The sequence below is a fragment of the Arhodomonas sp. KWT genome (assembly GCF_010993615.1).
The window spans coordinates 1-15,712 of sequence record NZ_WNXE01000064.1; the positions used below are offsets into that span (position 1 = coordinate 1).

Consider the following 15,712-nt stretch of genomic DNA (forward strand, 5'->3'; position numbering starts at 1 on the left):
GCCGCCGACCGCGGGCCCGCGGACCCGGTGGCTGCCGCCACCGGGTCCGCCTGCAAGGTCCTCGCGCCGGTGGCCGGGCGTCCCATGGTCCTGCGTGTGCTGGACGCGCTGGCGGCGAGCCCGGCGGTGACGCGCACGGTGCTGTGCGGCCCGCCGGCGTCGGCGCTGGCGGACAGCGCCGAGCTGAGCGGGCGCGTCGATACTGGTGCCGTGGACTGGCTCGCCCCGCAGGCCGGGCCGAGCGCGAGCGCCGAGGCGGGGCTGGCGCACTCCGGCGGGGCCGGCCCGGCCCTGGTGACCACCGGGGATCACGCGCTGCTGACCCCGGAGATGGTCGACGGTTTCACGGCAGCGGCGGCCACCGGCGGCTGGGATGCCGTGGTGGGGCTGGTCGAGTACGAGACGGTGACGGCGGCCTTCCCCGGGGTGCGCCGCACGGTCACCCGGCTCAGTGACGCCGCCGTCTGCGGCACGAACCTGTTCGCCTTTCCGACCCCGGCGGGCCGTTCGCTGGTGCGTTACTGGCAGCGGGTGGAGGCGCGGCGCAAGCGTCCCTGGCAGGTGGTGCTGGGCGCGATCGGGCCCGCGGCGGTGGCGCGCTACGCCCTCGGGCGGCTGAGCCTGGAGGCGGCGCTGGAGACCCTCTCGCGCCGTCTCGGGGTCAGCGTCGGGGCGGTGATTCTGCCCTGGGCGCGGGCCGGGGTGGACGTGGACTCCGCGGCGGACCTGGCGCTCGCCGAGGCGATGCTGGCCGGAGACCGGCCTGTGGCCTCTGTCGGTAGGAGGACGCCGCCCACCGCCTGACCGCCGGCCGGTAACGGGCGGATTCCCTCTTGTAGAAAACCAAAATATACTGCTTATGATCCGGCCATCGGCCGGGATGCCTGCGTCCGCCGGCAGGGCGCGCCCGCCGCTGCCGGCCGGGTTACTGATGAGGTGCGATCAGGAGGATCGCCGGTGTCCGACATCACCGTGGCCATCGTGCTTCACGTGCTCGGCGTCGTCTGGTGGGTCGGCGGCATGGCGCTTGTCACCACCGTTGTCCTGCCCCACCTGCGCCGCCATCCGGACGGTGCGCTGGAGCGTTTCCACGCCGTCGAGCGGCGCTTCGCGCCACAGGTGCGCGTGGCGGTGCTGACGGTCGGTGCCTCCGGTGGCTGGATGCTTTACCGCCTGCAGCTCTGGCGTGTCCTCGGCGAGCCGGCCTTCTGGTGGCTGTGGGCGATGATCGCCCTCTGGACGCTGTTCTTCCTCATGCTCTTCGTCCTCGGGCCCACCGGGGTCCTGCGGCGGATCATGTCCGGTCCGCTGGAGCGGGACCTGCCGTCCCGGCTTGCGCGCATGCATTACCTGCACATGCTCCTGCTGGGGTTCGCGCTCGTCACCGTCGCCGGCGGCGTGGCCGGCGTACACGGCTGACGCCGCCGGCCTGGCGGTTCCACCCGGTGAGGGGCGTTGCCGCCACGGAAGGATCCCCACTGAATACGTAATGGGGCTTGTTCGCATTCACGGGGCTGGAAGCAGGATCGTCCCAGGTCGGCGGTGACAGATACCCGGCCGAACCGGCTACGAAGGGGCGGGTATCGCTCAGCCCCCCTGGGCCGTGCCGGTGGAGGCCGCCGGCAGCTGCGCGGCGAGGACCTCGCTCACCGGCTCCAGGTCCTCGGGGAAGTCGAGCTCCGCCCACTGCCGTCCGGCAATGGGGAAGGCCCGGACGTGGCCCTGGTCGGCCATGGCGTCGATGATGGAGAGGTACCACAGCCGCAGCGCGTCCGGGTCGCGCATGGCGTTCTCGACGGCCTCGCGGAACAGCGCCGCGCCGTCGCCCTGGAAGCGGGTCATGCCGATGGACTCGCCGTCCACCTCCGAGGGGTCGAGGCGCTTGCCCACCCGGCGCAGCCGGCCGTCGCCGTGCAGCGAGACCTTCATGTCGTCGTCGTCGTAGGCGTCCTTGAAGTCCACCGTGAGGGTCACGGGGGCCGGCGGCGCGGCCAGTACGTCGCGGACGATATCGCCCTCGAAGAGGGTGTCGCCGTTGATGAGCAGCAGCTCGCCGCGGATCGCCTCGCGGGCGATCCAGCAGCTCGCGAGGTTGTCCGAGACCCGGTAGAAGGGATTGAACACGGTCTGCACGCCGGCGTTCCCGTAGCGGCGCTCGAGCAGTGCCTCGACGAGCTCGGCGCCGTAGCCGGTCACGACGGTCACGCCGTCGACGCCCGCTTCCAGCAGGGTATCGATCTGCCATTCGAGTACGCTGCGGCCGTGGAAGCTCAGGGAGCACTTGGGCCTGTCCTCCGTCAGTGGCAGCAGGCGGCGCCCCTGACCGGCGCTGAGCAGCAGGGCGTGGGTCGGGGCTTCGGGGGCATCTGCCGCCCCGTGCCGTGACGGTGACAGTGAATCCATCATCGGGTCCGGTTGCTCGGGCAAGAACGCCACTATTTCATCACATCGCCGCTGTATTAGCATTAGCGGCGGCCCGACAGGGGCGTCTGCCGGGCGCCCGTTCCCGGAGGGAGTCCGTTTTTGTCCCGCATCGTCCGCTACACCGCCGCCGAGGTCGGCCGTGCCCTGATCCCCGTGCTGGCACTGCTCGTCGTGATCTTCGCGGCCTTCGACGCCGCGCGGAGCCTGGCGGGTGCGACGGCGGTCGCGCTGGAGCTGCCCGTGCTCCTGGAGCTCGTGGCGCTGCGCACCCTGATCGCCCTGGACGTGCTGCTGCCTCTGGGGCTCTACCTGGCGGTGGTGATCGCCCTGGGCCGTCTGCACCACGACCACGAGGTGGTGGGGCTGCGGGCGCTGGGTTTCAGCGGTGCGGCGCTGGTGCGTGGCGTGCTGGTGGTGGCCGTTGCGGTCGCGGTGCTGGTCGGCGGGGTCTCGCTGTTCGCACGTGCCTGGGCCTACGAGCGCGTCTACACCCTGGAGGCGGAGCAGGGTGCGGAGTTCGAGCTGGAAGACCTCGCGCCCGGACACTTCCAGGCCAACGACGATACCGGCCGGGTGGTCCATGCCCGCGCCCGCGACGGGGACGGGCTCAGGGGTTTCCTGTTCTACGAGGGGGGAGAGGGCACGACCCAGCTGGTGCTCGCCGATCGGGCGCGCCAGCCGGCCGGGGCGGCGGGGCGCAGCCGCCTGCTCCTGGACGACGGCGCCGTCTATACCCTCGATCGCGGCGGCGGCAATGACCGTGTCTCCGAGTTCAGCGAGCTGACCCTGCGCCTCGAGCAGCCGTCCCAGCTGGTGGGCTACCAGCGCAAGGCCGCGGCGACCGCCTCGCTGCTGCGCTCGCAGCGCCCGGACGATGTCGCCGAGTGGCAGTGGCGGGCCTCGCGCCCGCTGGCGACCCTGCTGCTCGCGCTCCTGGCGGTGCCGCTGAGCGCCACCGCGCCGCGGCGTGGCCGTTACGCGCGGGTGTTCACCGCCATGGGGGTGTTCGCGCTCTACTTCGTGGCCACGGACATGGCCCGGAGCTGGGTGGAGCAGTCCGCGGTGGGGGCCTTCCCCGGCGTGTGGTGGGTCCACGCGCTGGCCGCGGCGGCGCTCCTCGGGCTGTGGGTGCGTGGGGTGGCGTCGCCGCTGCGGGGAGGTGGCGGGTGAGCCGCCTCGAACGTCACGTCGTCACCCGGCTGCTGGTCGGTTTCGGCATCGCCGCGGCGGTGCTGCTGCCGCTGTTCTCCCTGCTCGATCTCGCCGAGCAGCTCGAGGACCTGGGCCGCGGGGGCTACGGTTTCGTGGACGCACTGGTGCACACGGCGCTGCTCGTGCCCCGGCGGCTGGTCCAGCTCGCCCCGTTCATCGGGCTGCTGGGCGGGATCGTGGGGCTCGGGCTGCTGGCCGCCCACGACGAGCTGATCGCCCTGCGCGCAGTGGGGATGTCCGGGTGGCGGCTGCGCCGCGCCACCGGCCTCGCGGCCCTGGCCCTGGTCCTGGTGTATGTCGCCCTGCAGGGGGTGGTCGCCCCGGCGGCACAGCAGCACGCGATCGAGCGGCGTACCGAGCTCATCGCCGGCATGGATCGCGGTGAAGGCGGCCTGGGGCTGTGGCTGCGCGACCGGCACCGGATCCTGCACATCGGTGCGATGCGTCACGGCCGGGTACCCGTGGACGTGGAGCTGTTCCGGCTGCATGGCGAGGCGCGCCTCGCCCGCTACGTCCACGCCGCCCGGGCCGAGATCCGCGGAGACGGCACCTGGCGGCTGCACGACGTCACCATCAAGCGTTTCTCCGGCGCGGAGACCGGCAGCGAGCACCGCGCCAGCCTCGATTGGACACCGTTCATCGACCAGGCCCGGATCGCGGCCATGCAGCAGCCGCCGGAGAGCCTGGGACCGGTGGATCTGGCCGGCTACGTGGCCTACCTGCGCGCCAGCGGCAGTCCCTCGGCGCGGTACGCGCTGGCGCTGTGGCGCAAGGCGGGGCACGGCCTGCTGACCATCGCGCTCACGCTGCTCGCCACCGCCTTCGTCACCGGCGGTGCCCCCCGCGGGGCGCTGGCACCGCGCCTGGTGCTCGGGGCGTTCACCGGTATCGCGGTGTTCATCGGTGACGAGATCCTGGCCAGCACCGGGCTGGCGCTGGGGCTTCCCGCGGCCGCGATCGCCCTGGTGCCCGCGGGGGCGATGCTCGTCGTCGCCGCCGTGCTCGCGGGTTGGCGGCGGTAAGGGGGCGGCATGGCAGGCGGGCAACAGCCAGCGACGGGCGCGACCATCAGCGAGGGCGCGCTGCGCCGGGTGCTCGCCAACTCCGGCAAGCTGCTCGGCGGCAAGACCGTGAGCGCCGTGCTCGGGCTGATCACCATCGCGCTGGCGGTGCGCGCCCTCGGGATCGAGGGCTACGGCACCCTGGCGCTGGTGCACACGTTCACGCTGGTGGTCAGCCGCGTGGTCAACTTCAAGTCCTGGCAGGCGATCCTGCGTTACGGTACACCCCTGCTTCACGAGGGGGATCGGCCGGGACTGCGCCGCCTGATCCGGTTCACCGCGTTGCTGGACGTTGCCAGCGCAGCGGTTGCGGCGCTCGTTTGCGCAGTGCTCGCGGGGGCTGCGGGGACGTTGATCGGCTGGCCGGCGGCGGTCACGCCGATGGCCGCGCTCTACGGGCTCTCGGCGCTGTTCATGATCTCCGCGACCCCCTTGGGGGTGCTGCGGCTGTTCGGCCGTTTCGACCTGCTCGCCGTGCGCTCGCCGGTGCAGTCCGGTGTGCGTCTCGTCGGCGTGGGTGTGGCGATGGTGCTGGACTGGGGGATCGCCGGGTTCCTCGCGGTGTGGTTCCTGGCACGTCTTCTGACTACTCTCTCGCTGGTTGTCTGTGCCTGCGGGGAGCTCGCCCGCCAGGGCCTGCTGGCCGGGCCCGCCGACGACTGGCGGGGGTTGCGCGGACGTTTCCCGGGCATCCTGCGTTTCATCGGGATCACGAGCGCCAATGCCATCCTCGCGCTGGGCGTCGAGCAGATGGGTACGCTTGCGGTGGGCGTGCTCCTGGGGGCGGATGCGGTGGGCCTGTTCCATGTCGCCGACCGGCTCGCCCAGGCCCTTAGCAAGCCGGTGAAGCTGCTCACGCCGGCGATCTACCCCGAGATCGCCGGTCTGTTGACCGCAGGCGAGACCCGGCGTCTGCGGCGGCTGATCCTGCGCACGGTAATGCTCGGTGGCGTGCTGGTCCTGGCGGTGATGGCGGTGCTGGCGCTGGTGGGCGGGCCACTGCTGGGACTGATGGGCGGTGAGCCGGCCCGCGAGGCCTACGCGGTGATGCTGATGCTCGCCTTTGCCATGTTGCTGCCGGTGTGGTGGTTCCCCCTCGGGCCGCTGCTGGTCTCCGCCGGGCACCCGGGCCGCGCGCTGCTCTCCCAGGGGGTGGGCACGCTGGTGTACCTGGCAGCGGTGGCGCCGCTGGTGGGCGTGATGGGCGTGGAGGGGGCCGGGCTGGCCGCCGCGGTCTCGGCACTCGCACGGCTGCTGGTGCGCCTCGTCGCGGCCCTGCCATGGCTGCGCACCGCCGGATGACGCGGCTCGCCGGGCAGCGGCCGGCGGGTGCCGCTTGACGGGGGGCGACGCCGGGTGCGTAGATACCGCGCATTGTGCCGCCCGGGCCGCTCCGGGCGCCCTCTGCCACGCAACCACGAGTGTCATCCGCGTCCCGTGACCGAGCCGGACCCGTCCTTCGAGGCCCCCACCGTGGCGCTGTTCCTGCGCTCGCTCGCCGGCGTGGGGCCCGTGCGCGTGTTCCTCGACCTGGCCGCCGCGCTCGCGGCCCGCGGCTACCGGGTCGATCTGCTGGTGGCCTACGGCAGCGGTGCCTACCGGGACCGGGTGCCGCCGGGCGTGCAGCTGGTGGACCTGCGTGCCCCGGTGGCCCAGGCGTGCCTGCCGGCGCTGGTGCGTCGTCCGGGCCTGCTCCGGGCCCTCGGGCCGATCGTCTGGCTGCCCGGTGCGCCGCGGGTGCTGGGGGCCATCCCCGCGCTGGCGCGCTATCTCGTGCGGGCCCGGCCGGCGACGCTGCTTGCCGCCCAGCACTACGGCAACCTCGCTGCCGTCTGTGCCCACGCCCTCGCCGGCTCCGATGCGCGACTGTTGCTCTCCCAGCGCACCCAGATCAGCGATTACCTCCGCGCCGGCCGCACGCCCCGCAAGCGCCTGGTGCTCGGGCCGGTGCGCCGGCTCTATCCGCGGGCGGAGGCGGTGATCGCCGTCTCCCGGGGGGTGGCGGCGGACCTGTGCGAGCGCACGGGGCTCGACCCCGCGCGGGTGCCGGTGATCCCGAACCCGGTGGTCGACGATGGCCTCCGGGAGCGCGCGGCGGTGCCTTCCGGGCACCCCTGGCTGGACGAGCCGGACGGCGCCCCGGTGCTGCTCGCCGCGGGCCGGCTGCACTACCAGAAGGACTTCCCGACGCTGCTCCGCGCCTTCGCGCGGCTGCGTGCCGACCGCGCGGCGCGGCTGATCATCCTGGGGGAGGGGCGCGAGCGCCGGGCGCTGGAGCAGCAGGCCCGGCAGCTCGGGGTGGCGGCGGACGTGGACATGCCCGGCTTCGTGGACAACCCCTTCGCCTTCATGGCGCGGGCATCGGCATTCGTGCTGAGCTCGCGCTACGAGGGGTTGCCCGGCGTGCTCATCCAGGCCCTGGCCTGCGACTGTCCGGTGGTGAGCACGGACTGCCCCAGCGGACCGGCGGAGATCCTGGAGGACGGGCGCTGGGGCCGGCTCGTGCCCGTCGGCGACGATCGCGCAATGGCGGACGCCCTGGCGGCCACCCTGGCCGAGCCCCCGGCGCCCGGGACCGTGTGCCAGCGCGCCGGGGCGTTCACCATGGAGCGCATCCTGGTGCTCTACCAGAAACAGCTCCCGCCTGCGCCCGGACCGGGCCATGGCGACGCCTGCCAGGGATGACTCTTGCCATGTCGATGCCGCATCGCCCCCGCGTTACCGTCGTGATTCCGGTCCACAACCGGGAGCGCTATCTGCCGGTCGCGGTCAACAGCATCCTCGCCCAGACGTTCAGCGACTTCGAGCTGCTGCTGATCGACGACGGCTCCACCGACGGCAGCCTGGAGCTGATGCATCGTTACCAGGCGGCGAACCCACGGGTACGCGCGCTGAGCAACGGGGCCAATCTCGGCATTCCGCAGACCCGCAATCGTGGACTCGACGAGGCCCGGGGCGAGTATATCGCCCTGCTCGACAGCGATGATTACGCCTACCCGGAGCGGCTCGCCGCGCAGGTGAGTTTCCTGGACGCCCATCCCGATCACGCCGAGGTCGGGACCTGGGGCAGCTTCATGGATGGTGACGGCCGGATGTCACGGCAGGTGCGCCGTCAGCCCGTCGTGTCCGCGGCGGTCGATGCCGAGCTGCTGTTCCGCTGCTGCATCTCCAACCGCTCGCTAATGGCACGCACCGCGGTGCTGCAGGCCCACCGCTATCGCGAGGACTTCCCGCGCAGCCAGGACTACGAATTGCACGTGCGGCTGTCGGCGCAGCATCGCCTGGCGAATCTGCCCGTCATCCTCTCCTGCGGGCGGGAGCACCCCGGCCGTTCCACCAATCTGGCCGCGGACCTCTCCCGCGAGCGCAAGATCGCGATCCATCGCGCCCAGCTGGAGGCCCTGGGGCTACGGCCCTCGGACGCGGACCTGGACCGGCACTACCGCCTGGGCCGGGGTGGAGTGCTCGGGGTGCCGGATCACGACTACGTCGACTGGGCCGAGGCCTGGCTCAGCGACCTCCTCGCCGCCAACCGGCGCGTGGGCCGCTACGATCAGGCCGCCCTGGCTGGGGCGGCCGCCCGGCGCTGGGTGCGGGTCTGCTGGCGTGCACGGCGACGCCTGGGTGGTCGTGCGGTCATGCGGATGCTGCGCTCGCCGCTGATGCGGCCGTTCGCGCCCTACGGCGGCCGCTGGCTGCCGTGCCGCGTGCCGGCACCGGCGCTGGACTACGCCCCGCCGCAGGCGCAGCGCGCCGGCGACACACCGGACTGAGGCCGCGGAGCCGTTATTCCGTCGCGGCGTTACGTGGGCGCTGCTCGGCTTCGACGCTCGTGCCCGGATAGCCCCAGCCGGCCAGCGGCAGCCCCGTCTCTGCGGCCAGGGTGCGGTTGCTCGCGGCGTAGTAGTCCTCGATGTAGTCCACGATCCCGTCGCCGAGCAGCTCTCGCGGTGTAAGCGTCCGGCCCGCGAGGGGCGAGCGGTCGAAGCGGCGGAGCAGGTCTTTCAGGTAGCGGTAGCGGCCGCTGGGCAGGATGTAGCGCTTGTCGTTCACGCTGCGGTAGGTGAGATGGTTGAGCACCCGCGCCAGCCGCAGGGTCCGGTGCCGGTAGGCGGAGTTGGCCGATCCGGCATCGGGTGTCCCGAGATCGACCGTCAGACCCAGATGATCCGCATAGTCCGCGAGAAACCCCTGTGCGTTGGCGCGGAACGCCTCGTAGGTGAACACGTGCACGCGATCGGCGCCGAAGAGGGCCCGGTAGTGGCGGATCAGCCCGAGATAGGCGAAGTGGGCGAAGTCGAACAGCGGTTTCTTGAAGGGCAGGCGCCAGATCCCTTTGCGATAGCGCGCCGGGAACAGGAACTGTTCCGGCGCCAGGGTGCCACCGCCCTTGATGTACTGGGCATACGCGGAGGCGATCATGTCGACCTGATGGCGGATGAACAGCACGATCCGGGCACGGGGCAGCACCCGGGTCAGCCGGTCGGCGATCTCCTTGGACATCGCGCCCTGATGGCCGGCGGTTTCGAAACTGCCGCTGAGTTCCTCCTCGCAGAGGATCACCGGTCCGGTGCCGTCCAGCTCGAGCGCCGTCCGTGCATGCTCCGGCGAGAAGTTGAAGGCGTGGGGCTTGAGCAGCGCCTCCTGGACGTGATCCCGCGGGATGTAACGGTGGCTGGACACCAGTGGGTAGAAGCGCTTCTGGAACCAGGTCGTCGCCGTCTTGTGATAGCCCGCGTGGATGATGCTCTCGGTGCTTGGCGTCATCCGGCGCCTCCGCTGGCGTTGGCCGTGACGGCCGCCTCCCCCGCGGTAGCCGTCAGACCGAGGATGTCGAGGTGGCGCGTGACGCTGCGTTCCTGGCTGAATGCGTGGCCCCGGGCGCGCACGGCCTCCGCCGGGGGCGGGTCGTCCAGCACCGCGGCCATCGCGGTTGCGAGCGCGGGGGCGTCCCCGAGGGGGACCAGCGGTCCGTGGCGGCCGCGGTCCAGTATCTCCGCCGGGCCGCTGGGGCAGTCCGTGCTCACCACCGGACAGCCGCAGGCGAGGGCCTCGATGAGCACTGTGGGCAGGCCCTCGAAGTCCGAGGACAGCGTGAACAGCGCCGCCCGGGCGAAGGCCGCGTAGGGGTTCTTCACCTGGCCCGGCAGGGCGACGTCGGTGTCTATCCCCAGCGCCCGCGCCTGTGACTCCAGCCGCTCCCGCTCCGGGCCTTCGCCCAGGATCACCAGCCGTGCCGCGCGTCCGGCCCGCAGGCGGGCGAAGGCGTCCAGCAGCAGCGGGAAGTTTTTCTGTGCCACCAGCCGGCCCGCCGCGACCACCACCGGCGGCCCGCCGTCGGTGAACCACGGGTGCGGCGACGGTTCGGCGGCCCGTTCGGCCAGTGCCGGCGTGACCACCGGGTTGTGGAGCGTGGTGATGGACCCGCGTGGCAGCCCGGCGGTCGCCGCGAGGTCGTCGCCGACGCCCTCGGAGACCGAGACGATGGCGTCCGCCTCCGGGTAGAAGCGCCCGACCAGCGGTGCGATGTAGTGCCAGCGCCACTTGCGGCTGGCGGCGATGGCGCGGGAGAGCTGGGTGTGCTCCGCGATTACGGTTCGAGTGGCTAGGCCACTTTGATGCCGGGCCCAGAGGGCGAGGAGGTTGGTGCGCGTCTTCGCGGCGAGCAGGCTCGCGGGGCGGTACTCCGCCAGGTAGCGGGCGAGGTCCGCCACGTAGGGCTGCACCGGCGCGGGCCGCGGGGCGAGCAGCGCGGGGCGCGCGAGCAGCCCGATCTCCCGCGGGTACAGCCGGGCAAGCCGCAGCCGTGCAGCGGGGCCGGATTCCCGCTGCAGGGTGACCAGGTGAACGCCGTCGGGGATCGCGTCCATGTACGGCCCCTCGGGCCGGCACAGCACCAGGTCCACGCGCAGGCCGCGGGCCACGAAGCCGGCGGCCAGGTTCAGCGTCATCCGGCCGACGCCGCCGGCGGCCAGCGAGGGCAGCAGCAGGGCGATGTCCGGGCGTCGGCTCTCGGGTGTGTCCATGGCCACCTCTGCGGATCGGGACGGGCTGCGGTGCGGTCTCGTGGGCGCGGGATTATACACAGCGGACCCGGGCACGTCCGTGCCGGCTCAGGCGGATTGCCGCGGTATCTCCAGTGTGTGGCCGGCGTCCGCCCGTGTGGTGAAGTCTCCGGTTTCGGTGTCGTAGGCGTGCACCGTGACCGCGAGCTGCCAGCCCGTCGGCGTGGGGGTGACGACGCAGCGGTGGTAGGCCGCGTTGCGCGCCGGGTCGTGGGTGCGCTGGGAGACGGACGGGGCGCCGAGTACCGGCACCGGTCCGCGGGGGCCGTCGATCTCGCCCCGCAGGCGGCGATGGGCGTGGCCGTGGAGGACCAGCTCGGCGCCGTGGCGGCGTACGAGCGCGCGGAAGCGCCCGGCGGCGAGGAGCGACTTGCGCCGGGAGACCGCGTCCGGCTGCGGCGGGTGGTGCATGAGCACGACCCGGAATCGCCCCGCCTCGCCGGCGCGCGCCAGTGCCCGGCCGATGCCGTCGAGCTGGTCGCCGTCGATCCGGCCGGTGGCGAGCAGCGGCGCGCTCGGGTAGGCGGTGTTCACGCCGATGAAGCTTACCGGCCCGCGGCGGCGCTCGAAGGGGAAGCCGGGGCGGTCGTCGCCGTCGCCGTCGCCGCACATGTGCGCGGCCCACTCCGCGAGGGTGTCCTCCCAGCGGACCGGGACATAGAGGTCGTGGTTGCCCGGGACCACCGTGACCCGTGGACCGGGGCCGAGCGCGGCGAGCCAGTCGCGGGCCTCGCGGTATTCGTCCGGTGTGCCGAGGTGGGTGAGGTCGCCGGTGACCGCGATCTCCTCGTCGGGGTGCGTGGCGAGGGCGCGCTGCAGTGCCGCGAGGATGCCGTCGCAGTGGACATGCCGCCGGCCCCGGCGCCAGGAGAGGTAGCCGAGGAGGCGCTTGCCGATCAGCTCCCGGCGGCGCAGGTCGCGCAGCGACGTGAGGTGGGGATCCGAGAGGTGGGCGAAGGCGAGGCCGCGCGCACCCTCACTGTTCGTGGATTCCATGGCCGCGCCAGTATAATGAGCGCCCATTTCGGTGGGAAGCGACAACGAAGGGGCCACGATGCCAGTGTACGTCTGCGTCACCGGGGACAGCCCGGTCCGCCTGTGGGGGCTCACCGGCCGCGAGCGCCTGGAGCGGGCGTTCGCCGCCATGGACGGCGTGGAGGCCGTCACCGGCCCGGAGGCGGTTCCGGCGGAGGCGGTAGTGGTCGCGCTGCGCGCCGACCATGCCTATGATGGCGCGGTGCTGCGCGGGCTCGTCGAGGGCGCGGAGCCGGTGTGCCTGCTCGGCGAGGACGGCACGCTGGTGGCGGCCCGGGGCGCCGGCGGGGAGACGGCGGCGCTGCTGCAGGTGGTGGCCGCGGCGGATGCCGGTGGGCTGGCGGACCGGCCGTCGAGGTCCGCCGGCGAGCTCGCCTCCGGCTTCCGGTCGCGGCTGCGCAGCGTCACGCCGCCGCGGGTGTCGCGCATCACCGCCGACAATCGCCGGGCGCTGGAGCGCTGGCTGTTCTCCGGCGCCTACAAGGGCGTGACCGACCTGATCACCAAGTGGCTGTGGCCGGTGCCGGCGCAGTGGGCGGTGCACGGCTGCATCCGTCTCGGGCTCTCGCCCAACGCGGTGACCACCGCCAGCCTGGTGCTGGCGGTCGCGGCACTGGTGGCGTTCGCGGGCGGGGCCTACGGCCTCGGGCTCGTGGCCGGGTGGCTGATGACCTTCCTGGACACCGTGGACGGCAAGCTCGCCCGGGTGACCCTGACCTCCAGCCGGTTCGGCGACTACCTGGATCACGGCATCGACCTCATCCACCCGCCCTTCTGGTATCTCGCCTGGGGGCTCGGGCTGGCGGCACCGTGGACGCTGACGCCGTCGCTGGACGTGACCGTCACCGCGATCTTCGCCGCCTATATCGGCGGGCGGCTGTGCGAGGGGGCGTTCCAGTGGTTCGCCGCGCCCTTCTCGCTGTTCATCTGGCGGCCGTTCGACTCCTTCAACCGCCTGATCACGGCGCGGCGCAACCCGAATCTCATCCTGCTCACCGCCTTCTGGCTGGGCGGGCGGCCGGACCTGGGGCTGTGGGCGGTGGCCGCCTGGCACGTGCTCTCCACGCTGGTGCTCGCGGCCCGGGTGATGCAGGCGGCGATCCGTGCCCGCGGTGCGGCGCTCGTGCCCTGGCTCAACGACGTCGACCCCGCCCGGGACCGTGACCGCCTGGCGGTGCGCTGCTTCACCCAGGCCCCGGCCGGAGGCGCCGGTGCCCGACGCTGAGTCCGCCGCTGCGGCGGTGGCCCTCGGCGGCGAGCGGCTGGGGCTGCTGCTCAATCCCCGTGCCGGCGGTCTGCGCCGACCGCTGGAGCGGGTGCGGGCGCTGGCCGCCTCGCTGCCGCTGACCGCCGCCCACGAGGCCGATACCCCCGCGGGGATGGCGGCGGCGCTGGAGGCCATGGCCGCGGACGGCGTCACGGCGCTGGTGGTCGTGGGCGGTGACGGCACGGTGCAGGCGGTGCTGGGGCAGCTGCTCGAGGCGCGGCCGTTCCCGCACCTGCCGTGGCTGGTGGTGGTTCCTGCCGGCAGTACGGACATGACCGCGCGGGATATCGGCCTGCGCGGCGGGCCCGTCGCCGTGCTGGAGCGCCTGGTCTCCGCCGTGGCGGATGCACGCAAGCTGACCGCGCGGTATCGGCCGGTGCTCGGCGTCGGGCACGGCGGCCACCGGGTGTGCGGGATGTTCTTCGGCGCCGGTATGATTGCCGACGGGGTGGGATACTTCCGCGAGCGGGTGCGCGGCCGCGGCCTGGTGGGGGAGAAGGCCTCCGCGCTGGCGGTGCTGAGGACCCTGGCGGCGCCGTTTACCCGGCGTCCGCGCGGCCGTGGCGTGACCCTGCGCGAGCCGGCGGCGCTGGCGCCGCCCGTCGACCACGGGCTGGTGCTGGTCAGCGCCCTGGACCGGCTGCTCTTCGGCAGCCATCCGTACTGGGGCGGTGGGGCCGGCGCGCTGCACTGCACGGTCATGCCCGCCCGTCCCGGCCGTCTGGTCGCCGCGCTGCCGCGGCTGCTCCGCGGCCGTCCGGGCCGCCGGCTGTCCCCCCGGCGCGGCTTCGCCAGCGGCGACGTGGATGCCGTCACCCTCGATATCGACGGCGACTACGTCGTCGACGGCGAGCTCTACCCCGCCGACAGCGCCCGCGGCCCGGTGCACGTGGGCGTGGCCGAGCGGGCCATGCCCTTCCTGGTGCCCTGAGGCGGTAGCACGCGCGCCACGTCCGGCCCGGCGCCGCCGTCGGTGTGGTGTCCCGTGGCATTCCCGGTCGGGGGTGTCGCACAACGATCAGGGCCGAGCACGACGCCGGCGGGCTGCGTGGGAATCTACGGCGGTTCCCTCCCTGCCGGCGGGATCGTCGGCTGCCAGGAGCAGCCGACATCCCGTCCCGCGTGCTGGCAGCGTGGACTGCCTTGAGGGGCCTTATAACCCCGATGTCCGCGCATTCTTCCAGCGTGTGCGCAGGCGGGGAAAAGCCGGCATGGTCGCCCTGGGGGCCGTCATACTCAAGCCCGTCCACATCCGTTCCGGCGTCATCAGGGACCAGACATTCCATAACCTGCAAATCGCTTGATCCGCGAGGTGGTATCTACGGTGTGCGCCCGTTCCGCGGCAGGTCGGTTGCTCCATGCAGCCGACGGGCGGGGTGCCGGCGATTTGCCGGTGCGCGGCTGGTGTCCGGGGCGTGTGAAGTTCTTTGGACGGTGCCGCGGCGGGCTGTCGCACACGTCAGGTGGCTGAGTCCACGTAGGTCGTGCGCCGCAGGCGTGCGACGTTCCGGCCCGGTCATTGAAGGCGTCGCACACGGCCCGCGGCCGTGCACGACCTGCCGGTCTTCCGCTCCGGAACCACACAAGGCCGGTTGCCCCTGGCGACCGACAGGTGTCCGGCCGTGTCACCGGGGCTACTCCGACATCTCCGCGTCGGACATCGGGTCGAACAGGGCGGTGGCGAGGGCGGGGAACCCGGGGTCGTCCAGCGGGGCGGCGTCGCGGAACACGGTGGCCCAGCTCGGGTCGCTGCCTTCGCCCGGCACGCCCTGGAACGGGTTGTCCTCCCAGACGCGGGCGGCGGCGGTCATGGCGCGGTCGGCGTCGCCGTGGCGGCGCAGGGCGGTGGCATAGGCATGGGCGCTCGCCAGCGGCAGGGGCAGGGGCGTGCGCAGGCCGCGCCAGTACAGGGCGAGCAGGGCGCCGAGGCGCTCCCGGGCCTGCGCCGGATCGATGGCGGCGAAGGCGAGGAGGGCCGGCGGGGCCTCGCGGCCACCCTCGCCGAGGTGGCGGCTGACGCGGCCGGGGTCGTTCCCGGGGGCGACGGCGTTGAGTGCGAGGTGGCTCACCCACAGGCGCAGGCGGTCGGCGGGGCGTACCGGGGCCGGGCGGTAGGTGAGCAGCCCGCCCTCGCGGCGGTCCGTGAGCCAGCCGGTGAGGTGCAGCTCCGCCAGTTCGAGGTCCACCTCCAGCGCCGGCAGGGGCTCGCCCAGCAGGGGTTCGAGGTGCTCGCGCAGGCGCTCGACCCGGGTGACGGTGTCGTCCATCACCGCGCGGCCGAACGGGCCTTCCGGCAGGGTGCCGGCGGCGTCCAGCAGCCGTTCCAGGGTCTCCGGGTCGTGGCCGCGGAGGCGCTGGGCGAGCAGGTGCTCGCGGAGCTGGTAGGCGCCCAGGCCGTCCAGGTCGAAGGGCTCGCTGTCCGCCTCGTCCACCGCCTCGCGCTGCATCCGCGTGCCCAGGCGCAGGCGCAGGAAGGCCTCCGCCGGGTTGCGCAGGAAGCGGACCAGCCCCTCCAGCGTGACCTCGCGCAGTTCCGCCTCCGGTTCGGGCAGGGGGGCGTCGATGAACGGTGCGGGGGCGCTGTCGCCGGTGTCCCCGCCGCCGGCCGGGCGCAGCCAGTCGTCGGCGTAGCTGAACACCGCGGCCTC

The 15,712-nt window shown here is 73.2% G+C and carries 13 protein-coding genes and 1 pseudogene; 9 read left to right on the plus strand and 5 right to left on the minus strand.

Features of this window, described 5'->3' with window-relative positions:
* Both G7A99_RS11010 and G7A99_RS11015 read left to right on the plus strand, forming a co-directional pair.
* On the plus strand, positions 1-804 hold an 804-nt coding region (locus tag G7A99_RS11010), incomplete at its 5' end, for a nucleotidyltransferase family protein (RefSeq protein ID WP_163140186.1).
* A gap of 153 nt (positions 805-957) precedes the next feature.
* The gene (locus G7A99_RS11015; protein ID WP_163140188.1) at positions 958-1,419 is read left to right on the plus strand and encodes a hypothetical protein; all 462 of its coding nucleotides are present in this window, start codon (positions 958-960) and stop codon (positions 1,417-1,419) included.
* 168 nt (positions 1,420-1,587) lie between these two features.
* Here the strand turns inward: G7A99_RS11015 and G7A99_RS11020 are convergent, their stop codons facing one another.
* Entirely contained in the window at positions 1,588-2,406 is an 819-nt protein-coding gene (locus tag G7A99_RS11020) for an NTP transferase domain-containing protein (protein ID WP_240466245.1), read from the minus strand.
* 117 nt (positions 2,407-2,523) lie between these two features.
* On the opposite strand from G7A99_RS11020, the gene lptF reads away from it, so the two are divergent.
* The 5 genes from lptF to G7A99_RS11045 all read left to right on the plus strand — a co-directional run bounded on the left by lptF (position 2,524) and on the right by G7A99_RS11045 (position 8,470).
* Positions 2,524-3,594 carry an LPS export ABC transporter permease LptF gene (gene lptF, locus G7A99_RS11025; protein ID WP_163140190.1) on the plus strand — a complete coding sequence of 357 codons (1,071 nt, stop codon included), beginning with the start codon at positions 2,524-2,526 and terminating at the stop codon, positions 3,592-3,594.
* Positions 3,591-4,658: an LPS export ABC transporter permease LptG gene (gene lptG, locus G7A99_RS11030; protein WP_163140192.1), complete on the plus strand. Its 1,068-nt coding sequence runs from the start codon at positions 3,591-3,593 to the stop codon at positions 4,656-4,658. The genes lptF and lptG overlap by 4 nt, the downstream gene beginning before the upstream one ends.
* 9 nt (positions 4,659-4,667) lie before the next feature.
* Positions 4,668-5,999 carry a lipopolysaccharide biosynthesis protein gene (locus G7A99_RS11035; RefSeq protein ID WP_163140194.1) on the plus strand — a complete coding sequence of 444 codons (1,332 nt, stop codon included), beginning with the start codon at positions 4,668-4,670 and terminating at the stop codon, positions 5,997-5,999.
* Between the two features lie 135 nt (positions 6,000-6,134).
* Positions 6,135-7,382 carry a glycosyltransferase gene (locus G7A99_RS11040; RefSeq protein ID WP_163140196.1) on the plus strand — a complete coding sequence of 416 codons (1,248 nt, stop codon included), beginning with the start codon at positions 6,135-6,137 and terminating at the stop codon, positions 7,380-7,382.
* An 8-nt stretch (positions 7,383-7,390) separates the two neighbouring features.
* Complete coding sequence (locus G7A99_RS11045) at positions 7,391-8,470, plus strand: glycosyltransferase family 2 protein (RefSeq protein ID WP_205599811.1); 1,080 nt, start codon at positions 7,391-7,393, stop codon at positions 8,468-8,470.
* Positions 8,471-8,483: 13 nt separating this feature from the next.
* Here the strand turns inward: G7A99_RS11045 and G7A99_RS11050 are convergent, their stop codons facing one another.
* From G7A99_RS11050 to G7A99_RS11060, 3 genes are all read right to left on the minus strand, one after another.
* Positions 8,484-9,464 carry a sulfotransferase gene (locus G7A99_RS11050; RefSeq protein ID WP_163140198.1) on the minus strand — a complete coding sequence of 327 codons (981 nt, stop codon included), beginning with the start codon at positions 9,462-9,464 and terminating at the stop codon, positions 8,484-8,486.
* Complete coding sequence (locus G7A99_RS11055; protein WP_163140200.1) at positions 9,461-10,723, minus strand: glycosyltransferase; 1,263 nt, start codon at positions 10,721-10,723, stop codon at positions 9,461-9,463. The genes G7A99_RS11050 and G7A99_RS11055 overlap by 4 nt, the downstream gene beginning before the upstream one ends.
* Before the next feature lie 87 nt (positions 10,724-10,810).
* Positions 10,811-11,758, minus strand: coding sequence for a metallophosphoesterase (locus G7A99_RS11060; RefSeq protein ID WP_163140202.1), 948 nt, complete (start codon positions 11,756-11,758; stop codon positions 10,811-10,813).
* Between the two features lie 58 nt (positions 11,759-11,816).
* Here G7A99_RS11060 and G7A99_RS11065 point away from each other — a divergent pair, with 58 nt between their 5' ends.
* Both G7A99_RS11065 and G7A99_RS11070 read left to right on the plus strand, forming a co-directional pair.
* Positions 11,817-13,022 carry a CDP-alcohol phosphatidyltransferase family protein gene (locus tag G7A99_RS11065; protein ID WP_163140204.1) on the plus strand — a complete coding sequence of 402 codons (1,206 nt, stop codon included), beginning with the start codon at positions 11,817-11,819 and terminating at the stop codon, positions 13,020-13,022.
* Positions 13,009-13,995 (plus strand): diacylglycerol kinase family protein, encoded by a 987-nt coding sequence (locus G7A99_RS11070; RefSeq protein ID WP_163140206.1) that lies wholly within the window; start codon positions 13,009-13,011, stop codon positions 13,993-13,995. Before G7A99_RS11065 ends, G7A99_RS11070 begins: the two co-directional genes overlap by 14 nt.
* Before the next feature lie 703 nt (positions 13,996-14,698).
* On the opposite strand, the pseudogene G7A99_RS11075 reads toward G7A99_RS11070, so the two are convergent.
* Positions 14,699-15,712, minus strand: a pseudogene (locus G7A99_RS11075) (hypothetical protein); the annotation flags it as partial.

What these genes read in the sequence shown, in the direction of transcription:
- G7A99_RS11020 (WP_240466245.1), bottom strand. Translation starts at nt 2,406, where the DNA reads ATGATGGATTCACTGTCACCGTCACGGCACGGGGCGGCAGATGCCCCC.
- G7A99_RS11035 (WP_163140194.1), top strand. Translation starts at nt 4,668, where the DNA reads ATGGCAGGCGGGCAACAGCCAGCGACGGGCGCGACCATCAGCGAGGGC.
- G7A99_RS11045 (WP_205599811.1), top strand. Translation starts at nt 7,391, where the DNA reads ATGTCGATGCCGCATCGCCCCCGCGTTACCGTCGTGATTCCGGTCCAC.
- G7A99_RS11050 (WP_163140198.1), bottom strand. Translation starts at nt 9,464, where the DNA reads ATGACGCCAAGCACCGAGAGCATCATCCACGCGGGCTATCACAAGACG.
- G7A99_RS11055 (WP_163140200.1), bottom strand. Translation starts at nt 10,723, where the DNA reads ATGGACACACCCGAGAGCCGACGCCCGGACATCGCCCTGCTGCTGCCC.
- G7A99_RS11060 (WP_163140202.1), bottom strand. Translation starts at nt 11,758, where the DNA reads ATGGAATCCACGAACAGTGAGGGTGCGCGCGGCCTCGCCTTCGCCCAC.
- G7A99_RS11065 (WP_163140204.1), top strand. Translation starts at nt 11,817, where the DNA reads ATGCCAGTGTACGTCTGCGTCACCGGGGACAGCCCGGTCCGCCTGTGG.